Source organism: Jiangella endophytica, assembly GCF_003427025.1.
Taxonomy (GTDB): domain Bacteria; phylum Actinomycetota; class Actinomycetes; order Jiangellales; family Jiangellaceae; genus Jiangella; species Jiangella endophytica.
In genome coordinates, this window is record NZ_QVAI01000001.1 from 899,983 (window position 1) to 911,573 (window position 11,591).

Annotated in this window: 11 protein-coding genes; all 11 read right to left on the reverse strand. The window is 71.9% G+C overall.

Translation table 11 applies throughout. The annotated features are described in order from the left end of the window. Window positions 1-236: 236 nt before the first annotated feature. On the reverse strand, window positions 237-911 hold the full coding sequence (locus DZA62_RS03985) for a GntR family transcriptional regulator (RefSeq protein ID WP_116947424.1): 675 nt from the start codon (window positions 909-911) through the stop codon (window positions 237-239). 80 nt (window positions 912-991) lie between these two features. Beyond that, window positions 992-1,993 carry a proline racemase family protein gene (locus DZA62_RS03990; RefSeq protein ID WP_116947425.1) on the reverse strand — a complete coding sequence of 334 codons (1,002 nt, stop codon included), beginning with the start codon at window positions 1,991-1,993 and terminating at the stop codon, window positions 992-994. A gap of 27 nt (window positions 1,994-2,020) precedes the next feature. Continuing rightward, on the reverse strand, window positions 2,021-2,929 hold the full coding sequence (locus tag DZA62_RS03995) for a dihydrodipicolinate synthase family protein (RefSeq protein ID WP_116947426.1): 909 nt from the start codon (window positions 2,927-2,929) through the stop codon (window positions 2,021-2,023). Between the two features lie 77 nt (window positions 2,930-3,006). Beyond that, on the reverse strand, window positions 3,007-4,443 hold the full coding sequence (locus tag DZA62_RS04000) for an aldehyde dehydrogenase (NADP(+)) (RefSeq protein WP_116947427.1): 1,437 nt from the start codon (window positions 4,441-4,443) through the stop codon (window positions 3,007-3,009). 111 nt (window positions 4,444-4,554) lie between these two features. Next, window positions 4,555-5,979, reverse strand: coding sequence for an FAD-dependent oxidoreductase (locus tag DZA62_RS04005; protein ID WP_198663388.1), 1,425 nt, complete (start codon window positions 5,977-5,979; stop codon window positions 4,555-4,557). Beyond that, on the reverse strand, window positions 5,960-6,229 hold the full coding sequence (locus tag DZA62_RS04010; protein WP_116947428.1) for a (2Fe-2S)-binding protein: 270 nt from the start codon (window positions 6,227-6,229) through the stop codon (window positions 5,960-5,962). Before DZA62_RS04010 ends, DZA62_RS04005 begins: the two co-directional genes overlap by 20 nt. Window positions 6,230-6,353: 124 nt before the next feature. Further along, the gene (locus DZA62_RS04015; RefSeq protein ID WP_116947429.1) at window positions 6,354-7,508 is read right to left on the reverse strand and encodes an NAD(P)/FAD-dependent oxidoreductase; all 1,155 of its coding nucleotides are present in this window, start codon (window positions 7,506-7,508) and stop codon (window positions 6,354-6,356) included. Then, window positions 7,498-8,643: an ABC transporter ATP-binding protein gene (locus DZA62_RS04020; protein WP_116947430.1), complete on the reverse strand. Its 1,146-nt coding sequence runs from the start codon at window positions 8,641-8,643 to the stop codon at window positions 7,498-7,500. Before DZA62_RS04020 ends, DZA62_RS04015 begins: the two co-directional genes overlap by 11 nt. Next, a complete protein-coding gene (locus DZA62_RS04025; RefSeq protein ID WP_116947431.1) occupies window positions 8,640-9,656 on the reverse strand; it encodes an ABC transporter ATP-binding protein in 1,017 nt (338 codons plus the stop codon). Before DZA62_RS04025 ends, DZA62_RS04020 begins: the two co-directional genes overlap by 4 nt. Before the next feature lie 4 nt (window positions 9,657-9,660). Beyond that, window positions 9,661-10,590 (reverse strand): ABC transporter permease, encoded by a 930-nt coding sequence (locus tag DZA62_RS04030; protein ID WP_116947432.1) that lies wholly within the window; start codon window positions 10,588-10,590, stop codon window positions 9,661-9,663. After that, complete coding sequence (locus tag DZA62_RS04035; RefSeq protein WP_116947433.1) at window positions 10,587-11,591, reverse strand: ABC transporter permease; 1,005 nt, start codon at window positions 11,589-11,591, stop codon at window positions 10,587-10,589. Before DZA62_RS04035 ends, DZA62_RS04030 begins: the two co-directional genes overlap by 4 nt.

Consider the following 11,591-nt stretch of genomic DNA (forward strand, 5'->3'; position numbering starts at 1 on the left):
CGGGGAGGTGCGATCCGACGGGGTTCGGAGTCGAGCGCTGTTAGCGGTAACAGCGTTGAAAGATGTGACATGGTACTGACCGGACGAAAGGGGCGTCAAGGGTGGCGCATCATGCCGGCATGCGGGCCGCGGTGCGACGCCGAGGTGCTCGTCGACGGTCGGCACGAGGACTTCTCCCGCACCACGAGGCAGGCGGCCTGGTGGGGCGGGAGAAGTACTCGCTGATCGTTCTGAGCTCAGTCCTCGCGGCCGGCCCACTCGCGCCGGATGTGGCCGATGTGCGTGCGCATGAGCTCCTGCAGCTGCTCCGCCTCGCCGGCCTCGATGAGGTCGCACATCAGCTGGTGCTCGCGAGCGCTGGCGACCAGCCGTCCGGACGAGGCGAGCGTCGAGAGGCCGTAGAGACGGGTCTGCGCGCGCAGCTCCTCGACGATGCGGACGAGGCGCTGGTTGCCGCTGGCCGAGAGCAACCGGACGTGGAACTCGCGGTCGGCGCCGATGTAGTTGATGAGGTCGCCGTCCGCCGCGGCGTCGACGATGGCGGCCGCGAGGTTGCGCAGGTGGGCCAGCTCCTGCGCGGAGATCGCCGAGACCGCCTGGGCGGCGATGGGCGGCTCGAGCAGCTCGCGGATCTGGGTGATCTGGTCGAGGTCGGTCTCCGACATGTCGGTGACCTTGAAGCCCTTGTTGCGCACGACCTCGACCAGGCCTTGTTTGACGAGGTCGAGCATCGCCTCGCGGACGGGCGTGGCGGAGATGCCGAAGCGTTCGGCCAGTCCGGGGGCGGAGTACAGCTCCCCGGGCTTCATCTCGCCGGACACGATGGCGCCACGCAGCGCGTCGGCGACCTCTTCTCTGACGCTCATCCGCCGTGCGAAGGACGGCAGAGCCAACTGCCGCAGTTCAGCCATCTGTGGTCCCTCCGGTGTTGCACGGCGGCCGAACGTCACGGCGACGTCGCGTTCGTGCGAGATATCCCACCTCTTCAACCCTAAAGGAGAAAGCCCTCGGGAAAGGGATCTGTGGGGTCGAGGAAGTACTGTGCCGTTCCTGTCAACCAAGCGCGCCCGGTGACTGTAGGTATCACCGCGGGAAGCGTTCCGACGCTCGACTCGCCGACGAGACGGGCCACGAATCGGCTGCCGATCAACGATTCGTTGACGAAGTCGGTGTCGAGCGGCAGTTCACCGCGGGTGAAGAGCTGGGCCATGCGGGCCGACGTGCCGGTGCCGCAGGGTGAGCGGTCGAACCAGCCGGGGTGGATCGCCATGGCGTGCCGCGACCGGCGGGCGTCCGAGCCGGGGTCGACCAGCTGGACGTGATGGCAGACGTTGATCTCCGGGTTCTCCGGATGGACGGGCGCGTCGTGCTCGTTGATGGCGTCCATGATGGCCAGCCCGGCGGCGAGCAGCTGGTCCTTCTGCGCGACGTCGACGCGCAGGTCGAGCTGGCCGGCGTCGAGGATGGCGTAGAAGTTGCCGCCGTAGGCGAGGTCGTAGGTGACGGTGCCCCAGCCGGGGACGTCGACCTTCGCGTCGAGGCGATCGGTGTAGGCGGGGACGTTGCGGATGGTGACGGACTCGGCGGCGCCGTCGCGGACGGCCACCTCGCAGACGACCAGTCCGGCCGGGGTGTCCAGCCGGATGGTGGTGACCGGCTCGGTCACCTCGACCATGCCGGTCTCGACCAGCACGGTCGCGACGCCGATGGTGCCGTGCCCGCACATCGGCAGGCACCCGGACACCTCGATGTAGACGACCCCCCAGTCGGCGTCGGGCCGGATGGGGGGCTGGAGGATCGCGCCGCTCATGGCGGAGTGCCCGCGCGGCTCGAACATGAGCAGCCGCCGCAGGTGGTCGGAGTTGGCGATGAACCACTGGCGCCGCTCCTCCATGGTGGCGCCGGGGAAGGTGCCGACGCCGCCTGTGACGACGCGCGTCGGCATTCCCTCGGTGTGCGATTCCACGGTGTGGAAGATCCGCTTGGATCGCATCGTCGCTACTCCTCGGTGGTCCTGAATTCAGGCTACGGTCGCCGAGGAGAATTCTGCGGCGATGCGCTGCGTGAGCTCGCGGACGGTCGCGGCGCTCTCCGGCAGCATGGGCTGCCGCGGCTGCCGGACCGGGCCGCCCCCGAGGTCGAGGACGTCCATCGACAGCTTGATGGCCTGGACGAACTCGGTGTGGAAGTCCCAGCGCAGCAGCGGGTGCAGCGTGCGGTACAGCGGCAGTGCGGTGTCGAGGTCGTGTGCCAGCGTGGCCTCGTACAGCCGGACGCTCTCGCGCGGGAAGACGCTGGTGAAGCCGGAGATCCAGCCCTTGGCGCCGGCCAGGCCGACCTCGACGACGGAGTCGTCGGTGCCGATGAGGATGTCCAGCCCGGGGGCCAGCTCGCCGATCTCGTAGGAGCGTCGCGACTCGCCGGTGAACTCCTTGACGCCGACGATGAGGCCCTCGTTGTACAGCTCGGACAGCAGCGCGGGGGTGAGGTCGACCTTGGTGTCGATGGGGTTGTTGTACGCCGACACCGGCAGGCCCGCCTTGGCGACCTCGCGGTAGTGGTCGACGACCGAACGCTCGTCGGCGCGGTAGGAGTTCGGCGGCAGCGCCAGGACGACCTCGGCGCCGGCCTCGCCCGCCTGCTCGGCCCACTGGCGTGACTCGCGGGCACCGTACGCCCCGACGCCGGCCATGACCGTGAAGCCCTCGGGTGCCGCCTCGACCGCAACTTCGACCATCTTGGCCCGCTCGTCGGACGTCAGCACCTGGTACTCGCCGAGCGACCCGTTGACGCAGACGCCGTGGCAGCCGCCTTCGGCGAGCCAGCGCACGTGGTCGGCGTACCGGTCGAAGTCGACCGACAGGTCGTCACGGAAGAACGTCGGGGTGGCAACCAGAACGCCGTGCCAAGGCTTTTCACGACCGTTCATGTGAGGCTCCATTTCTATACTATATAACATTTCACTCATGTGTGTAGAACAGGGAAAGCGGGACTAGCTACGAAATTTTAAGTCTGCAGAATGCCGTCCACTCGACGCGGAATGCCCGGATTCGCCTCGCGCAGCTCCTCCGGAAGCACGTACTCCGGCGCGTTCTGGTACGAGATCGGACGCAGCCACCGGCGGATCGAGGTCGGCCCGACGGAGGTGTGCGCGCTGAGCGTCGCCGACGGGTACGGCCCGCCGTGCTGCATGGCCCACGTGACGGCGACGCCGGTCGGGAAGCCGCCGAAGAGCAGCCGGCCGGCTCGCCGCCGCAGCGTCGTGTGCAGCCGGTCGACCAGCTCGGTCTCGCTCTCGCCCGCGTGGACCGTCGCGGTCAGCTGGCCGTCGAGGCGGTCGAGTGCGGTGAGCAGCTCGTCGGTGTCGCGGTACTCGATGACCAGTGCGGTCGGGCCGAAGCACTCCTCGAGCAGCTCGGCGTCGAGGTCGGCCGCGGCGACGGAGAACACCACCGGTCGGCCCAGCGCGGGGTCGTCGCCCTGGCCGTCGCCGAGCGTGCGCAGCCGGCCGTCGGTGCGCCGCCGCTCGGTCTCGCGTTGGAAGGCGTCGCGGATGGAGTCGTTGAGCATCCGGCCGGCCGGGACCTCGGCGAGCTTCGCGCCCAGCGCGGCCCGCAGTTCGTCGCCGCCGTCGCCGGCGGGCGCGAACAGCAGGCCGGGCTTGGTGCAGAACTGGCCGACGCCCATGGTGATCGAGCCGACGTAGCCGGCGGCGAACTCCTGGGCCTGGCCGGCCGCCACTTCGGGCGTCACGACCAGCGGGTTCAGGCTGCCGAGCTCGCCGTAGAACGGGATCGGGCGCGGCCGCGCGGCGGCGATGTCGGCGAGCGCCCGGCCGCCGCGGGTGGAACCGGTGAAGCCGACGGCCTGCACGTCGGGGTGCTGGACCAGCTCGGTGCCGGCTTCCAGGCCCTCGACCAGGCCGAGAGTGCCCTCGGGCAGCTTGGCCTCGGCCAGGCCGGCCCGCATGGCGGTGAAGGTGCGCCGGCTGGTCTCCGGGTGCGACGGGTGCGCCTTGACGACGACGGGGCAGCCGGCCGCGAGTGCGGACGCGGTGTCGCCGCCGGGCACGCTGAACGCGAGCGGGAAGTTGCTGGCGCCGAAGACGCCGACGACGCCGACGGGAACGAGCATGCGGCGCAGGTCGGGCTTCGGCCCCATGGGGGTGTCGCCGGCATGGTCGATGGTGGCCTCGGTGTACGAGCCCTCGCGCAGCACCTCGCCGAACAGCCGCAGCTGGTACGTGGTGCGGGTGAGCTCGCCGTTCAGCCGGGTGGTGCCCAGCCCGGTCTCGGCGTCGGCGGTGGAGACGATGGCGTCGCGGTCGTCCTCGAGCGCGGCGGCGACGGCGTCGAGGGCGTCGGCCCGGCCGACGCGGCCGGCCTGCTCGAACGGCGCGGCGGCCTCGGTGGCCGCGCCGACGGCGTGATCGACGTCAGACATGCATGAGCCTTCCAGGTTCGGTGCGGGGTGGGTCGGCGACGAGCGCTCCGCCGGGCGTCGGGGGTCGTCGTCGTGTGCTTCCTGCAGAATATCTTAGTGACATGTGAAATGTCACTGTTGTCCGGTGTGACCGGCGTCGCCCGCCAGCCGGCCGAGTGAGATCGGAGCGGCGATCGGACGTTCGCTCACCCCCTGGAGGTCGAGCGCCGACACTGCTGATCCACAGGCCGACGCGGTCAGGCAGGCCGTGGCGTAGCCACACACCCGCCCTTGACACCATCCCATGCCGGCCCGGCTCAGCAGTTTCGCCGTCCGCGGGTCGGTCGCCCCGAGGTCCTCGACCGCGGCCCGCACCTCGCCGGCGGTCACCTCCTCGCACCGGCAGACGAGCGTGTCGTCGCCCAGCCAGGTCTGCCAGCCGTCGCGCACCGGATGGACGGCGTGCATGGCCGCGGCGAACCGGCGCAGCGCCCGCCGCCTGCGGCGCAGCCGGGCCGGCACCGCGGCGGGCCCGGCCCCGGTGGTGGCCGTAGCGGCCGCCGTCCCGGCGATCTCGCCCTCGGCGACGGCCAGTGCCGCTCCGCCGACGCCGCAGGCCTCGCCCGCCACGTAGACGCCTGGCACCGTCGTCCGCTGGTGCTCGTCGACCTCGACGACGAGCGAGCCGTCGGCGTCGACGCGAGTGCCGACGCCCAGCGCCAGCGGCAGCTCCAGCTGCGGCGTGAACCCCCAGCCGACGGCGACGGCGTCGCACTCGACGACCCGCTCCGACCCGGGCACGACGCGCCACTCGTGGTCCAGCTTCGCGACCGTGACGGCCTCGACGACGTCGTCGCCGTGCGCGGCGACGACCGCCTGACGGGCGTGGAACGGCACGCGGTGCCGGGCCAGCGCGGCGGCGTAGCCGGCGCCCTCGGTGAGCTTGGCCGCGACGCGTGCGACCGCACCCGCGTGCCGCGCCCAGCCCGCGGGACCGTTCGCCTCGTAGACGCCGACGACCCGCGCGCCGCGGGCGGCCAGCCCGGCCGCGACCGGCAACAGGAACGGCCCGGTGCCGCCGACGACCACGCGCCGGCCGACCAGGACCTCGTTGCCCTTGAGCAGAGCCTGGGCGCCCCCGGCGGTGTACACGCCCGGCAGGTCCCAGCTGCGGAACGGGACCTGCCGGTCGTACGCGCCGGGGGCGAGCACCAGACTCCTCGCGGCCAGCTCGGCCGTGCCCCGAGGGTCGTCGCCGGCCACGGACCGGACGACGAACCCGTCGGCCGCGGAGCCGGACATCGTCCACACGTGGTGGCCGGGGAAGGTGACAGCACCGGCCGCACCGGCGACGAGCGCACGGAAGGTGCGCAGGTCGTGGTGGAGGTCGGCGACCGCTCCCAGGTCGCCGGGCCGGTGCCGCCAGTACTGGCCGCCGGGCTGACGCCCGGCGTCGATCAGGGCGACGCGCGCCCCACCCGCGAGCGCCGCCGCGGCCGCGGCCAGCCCGGCCGGGCCGGCGCCCACCACGGCGACGTCATACGGCGAGGTGGCCACGGCCGTCTCCTTCCTGTGTCCGCACCACCATCGTCTCGGCCGCCGGTACCAGGCAGGCCCGCTGGTTGGGGACGTCGTCGATGGTGACCAGGCAGTCGAAGCAGACGCCGATGCCGCAGAACACTCCGCGCGGGCGGCTCTCGCGGCGGGTCGTCCGCCAGGACCGCACCCCGGCCGCGACCAGCGCCGCGCCGACGGTCTGCCCGTCGGTGAACGGGACGTCGCGCTCGTCGAACTCGAACTCGGTCATCGGTGGCTCCCTCGGCTCCGCCCCGCCACCGCCGCCACGTTGATCTTGGAGTTGTTCGGCGTTCCCGCCCTGGAATGTCCGATAGATGGCCGAACAATTCCAAGATCAACGTGGGTGGGGGCGCTCATGCCGCCACCTCCGGGCCGAACCTCTCCGGCCGGAACGGCGCGACGTCCAGGTCCGGACGCTCGCCGTCGACGAGCTGGGCGATCAGCCGCCCGGTCGCCGCGGCCAGGCCGATGCCGGCGCCCTCGTGCCCGCACGCGTGGTAGAGGCCGGGCGCCCGCGGGTCCGGCCCGATGACCGGCAGGTGGTCGGGGCAGTACGGCCGGAAGCCGCGGTAGGTGCGGATGACCTGGACACCGGCCAGGACGGGGAACAACGCGACCGCCTGCGCGGCCAGCGCCCGCAGCACCCGCACCGACAGCGTGCGGTCGTAGCCGACCCGCTCGCGGCTGGCGCCGATGAGGATCGTGCCGGCCTCGGTGCCCTCGATGACGGGCGACGTCTGCAGGTCGGCGTCGTCGCTGGCGACGTCGGCGACGTACTCGGCCGCGTAGACCTTGTGCCGGACGATCCGCGGCAGCGGCTCGGTCACCAGGATGAAGCCGCGACGGGGGAGCACCGGCACGTCGACGCCGGCCAGCGAGGCGATCTCGCCGCCCCAGGTGCCGGCCGCGTTGACGACGGTGCTCGCGGGCAGGTCACCGGCCGACGTGCGCACGCCGGTCACGCGGTCGCCCGAGCGCAGGAACCCGGTGACCTCGACGCCGGTGCGCACCCGCGCGCCCTTGGCCCGGGCCGCCCGCAGCAGCCGGGCGGCAGCCAGCATCGGCTGGACCTGCGCGTCGCCGGGATACAGCACGCCACCGGCCAGCGACGGCGTGAGATGCGGTTCGTGCTCGGCCAGTCCGCCGGCCGGCACGACGACGGTCTCGATGCCCGCCGCGCTCTGCTCGGCCGCGAGCGCCACCAGCGCGTCGAAGCCGGCCGGGGTGGACGCGACCACGAGGCCGCCCTTGGGGTCGTACTCGAACCCGCCCACCTCGACCGCCAGCTCGCGCCAGAGCCCGGACGACAGTCGCGCGAGGTCCAGCTCGGCGCCCGGCGGCTTGTCCGAGACCAGGATGTTGCCCTCACCGGCGCCGGTGGTGCCGCCGGCCACGGAGCCGCGGTCGACGACGGTGACCGACCGCCCGGACCGCGCGGCGTACCAGGCCGTGGCGGCGCCGACGACCCCGGCGCCGATCACCACGACGTCGGCGGCGTCAGTGGGCACCGGGAGGCCCTCCGGGGGTGAGCCCGCCGGCGACGTGCGCCTCAGTGGCGTCGGCAGCCGCCTCGATTCCGCTGGTGTCGTCGGCGGCCGGGGTCAGGGCGACCTCCTCGGGCTTCACCTCGTGCGGCGTGATCGTCCCGGAGAGGATGTCCTCGGCGAAGTGACAAGCCACCTTGTGCCCAGGCGCCACCAGCGGCAGTTCGCGCAGCGCCGGGCGCTCGGTGTCGCACTTCGTGGCCTGCTTCCACGGGCACCGCGTGTGGAACCGGCAGCCGGTCGGCGGATTCGCCGGCGACGGCAGGTCGCCCTGCAGCAGGATGCGGCTGCGCGACCCCTCGACGTTCGGGTCCGGCACCGGCACAGCGCTCATCAGCGCCTTCGTGTACGGGTGCAGCGGCTGGCGGTAGAGGTCGGCGGCCGGCGCCTGCTCCACGATGCCGCCGAGGTACATGACGGCGACCGTCTTGCTGATGTGCCGGACGACGGCGAGGTCGTGCGCGATGACCACGTAGGTGAGCGAGAACCGCTCCTGCAGCTCCTTGAGCAGGTTGATCACCTGCGCCTGGATCGACACGTCCAGCGCCGACACCGGCTCGTCGGCGATGATCAGCGCCGGGTTCAGCACCAGCGCCCGGGCGATGCCGAGACGCTGCCGCTGCCCGCCGGAGAACTCGTGCGGGTAGCGGTTGACCACCGACTCCGGCAGCCCGACGACGTCGAGCAGCTCGCGGATGCGCTTGGCATGGCCGGCCGCACCGCCCGGGATCTTGTGCGCCCGCAGCGGCTCGGTGAGCAGCGACTCCACGCTCTGGCGCGGGTCGAGGCTGGCCATCGGGTCCTGGAAGACCATCTGGAACTGGCGGCGGACGGCGCGCATCCTGCGCTCGCTGAGCGCCAGGATGTCCTGGCCGTCCAGCGTGACCGAGCCCTTCGTCGGCTCGATCAGCCGCATGATCGCGCGGCCGAGCGTCGACTTGCCGCAGCCGGACTCGCCGACCAGCCCGAACGTCGTGCCGGCCTCGATGTCGAGGTCGACGCCGTCGACGGCCTTGACGGCGCCGACGGTGCGCTGGAACAGCGTCCCGGCCTTGATGGGGAAGTGGACCTCGAGGTCACGGACTTCGAGCAGACTCACCGGGCCACATTCCCTTCGTGCAGGCTCACGTCCTCGCCGACCGGCCGCAGGCAGCGGACCGGATGCGGCACGATCGGCGTGCCGAGCTCGGTCACCGCCGGCGGACCGGACAGGCACTCGGCCACCGCTCGCTCGCAGCGCGGCTGGAAGGCACACCCACGGTCCCACGCGACGGTGTCGCGCGCCGAACCGGGAATGGTGTGCAGCAGGTCGGCCGGATCGTCGTCGTCGATGCGCGGGATGGACTGCAGCAGGCCGTCGGTGTACGGGTGCGACGGCCGGGCGAACAGGTCCTTCGTCCCCGCCGACTCGACGATGCGGCCGGAGTACATGACATGGACGTCGTCGCAGAGACCGGCGACGACACCGAGGTCGTGGGTGATCATGATCATTCCGCAGCCGCTCTCGGCGACCAGCGTGCGCAGCAGGTCGAGGATCTGCGCCTGGATGGTGACGTCGAGCGCCGTCGTCGGCTCGTCGGCGATCAGCAGCTTCGGCCGGCAGGCGATCGCGATGGCGATCATGACCCGCTGGCGCATGCCGCCGGAGAGCTGGTGCGGGTACTCGCCGAGTCGGCGGACCGGGTCGGGGATGCCGACCCGGCGCAGCAGCTGCTCGGCCTCGGTCTTCGCCTCGCCCTTGCTCAGCCCGGCGTGCCGGGTGAGCACCTCGACCAGCTGCTTGCCATTGGTGACCACCGGGTTCAGCGACGTCATCGGGTCCTGGAAGATCATCGCGACGTCACGACCGCGGACGTCGCGCAGCTCGCGCTGGTCCATCGAGGTCAGCTCGTTGCCGTCCAGGGTGACGGTGCCGCCGACGCTCACGCCGCGGGACGGCAGCAGGCCCATGACGGCCAGCGACGTCACCGACTTGCCGGACCCGGACTCGCCGACGATGCCGACGGACTGGCCCGCGGCGACGTCGAACGTGACGCCGTCGACGGCCCGCACGGGCTGCTGGCCGGAACGGGTGAACGTGACGGACAGGTCGCGCACTTCGAGCAGCGTCATCGGGTCACCGCCGGAACTTCGGGTCGAGGGCCTCGCGCAGCGACTCGCCCACCAGGGTGAAGCCGAGCGCGGCGAGGACGATGGCCAGGCCGGGGTAGATCGCCAGCATGGGCGCCGACGTCAGGGTGTCCTGTGCGTCGGTGAGCATGCGGCCCCACTCCGGCGCCGACGGGTCGCTGCCGGACAGGCCGAGGAAGGCCAGCCCGGCCGCCTCGACGATGGCCAGCGCCAGGGTCAGCGTGCCCTGCACGATGACCGGGGTGAACGAGTTCGGCAGCACGTGCCGGAACACGATCGCCGAGCGTGAGATGCCCAGCGAGCGCGCCGCCAGCACGTAGTCGGCGCCGCGTTGCCCGAGCATCTCGCCGCGCAGCAGCCGGGCGAAGATCGGCACGTTCACCACCGCGATCGCGATCATCACCGAGGTGAGGCTCTGGCCGAGCATCGCGGCGACGGCGATGGCGAACAGCAGGCCGGGCACCGACAGCATGATGTCGACGAACCGCATGACCGTGGTGTCGACCCAGCCGCCGAACGCGCCGGCCAGGACGCCGAGCGCGATGCCGGCGACGGCGCCCAGCGCCAGCGCGACGACGCCGATCAGCAACGACTGCCGGGCGCCGTAGATGATCCGGGAGAACACGTCGCGGCCGAGCGGGTCGATGCCCAGCCAGTGCTCGGCCGACGGGCCCGGGTACTGGCCCGGGCGGACCTGGTCCAGCCAGGAGTTGTCCGTCGGGGAATACGGCGCGATCAGCGGCGCGAAGACCGCGACCAGGACGAAGACGGCGATGAGCACCATGCCCACGACCGCCATCGGGTTGCGCACCAGCCGGCGCAGGGCCTCGCGGCCTAGGCTGGACGGCGGCCGCGCGGCCGCCTCCGCCGGGGCCGGTCCGCCCGGCTCGCCGGCGACCACCTCGTTGACGCTCATGAGACCCTCACCCGCGGATCGAGCAACCCGTAGACCAGGTCGACGATCATGTTGATGACGACGTACACGACGGCGATGACCAGGATGAACCCCTGAATGGTCGGGAAGTCGCGTTGCACGATCGCGTCGGCCATGAACTTGCCGACGCCGGCGAACGCGAACACGGTCTCGGTGAGCACCGCGCCGGCCAGCAGGACGCCGAGCTGCAGGCCGATGACGGTCGTGACCGGCAGCATCGCGTTCTTCAGCACGTGCCGCCGGGTGATCGTGCCCGGCAGCAGGCCCTTGGCCTCGGCGGTGCGCACGTAGTCCTCGTTGACGACGTTGAGGACCGACGCCCGCGTGATGCGGACGATCACCGCGAGCGGGATGGACGCCAGTGCCACCGCAGGCAGGATCAGGTGCTGGATGGCGTCCCAGCTGGCGTCGAGATTGCCGGTGATGATCCCGTCGAGGACGTAGAACCCGGTGGGATGCTCCGCCCGGGCCCTCGGGTCGGCCCGGCCGGCCGTGGGCAGCCAGCCGAGCTCGACCGAGAAGACGTACTTGAGGAGGTAGGCGAGGAAGAAGATCGGGATGGTCACGCCGAGCAGCGAGCCCGTGACGGCGAGGCTGTCGACCCAGGTGCCGTAACGCCGGGCCGCGAGGTACCCGAGCGGTATCCCGACGCAGACGGCGATCAGCAACGCCGCGACGGCCAGCTCGATGGTAGCCGGGAACCGGCGCAGCATCTCGTCGATGACCGGCTGTCCGGTCTGCAGCGACGCGCCGAAGTCGAGCCGGACGGCCCGCCCCAGGAACTGGAGGTACTGCTCCCAGAGCGGGCGGTCCAGGCCCAGCTGCGATTCGATCGCCGCGACGGCCTCCGGCGTGGCCCGTTCTCCCAGCAGCGCTTGTGCCGGACCGCCGGGAAGGGCTCGGACCCATGCGAACAGCAGGACCGAGAGACCCAGCAGGATCGGGACGAGCAGGAGAAGGCGCCGGACGATGAATCTCAGCAC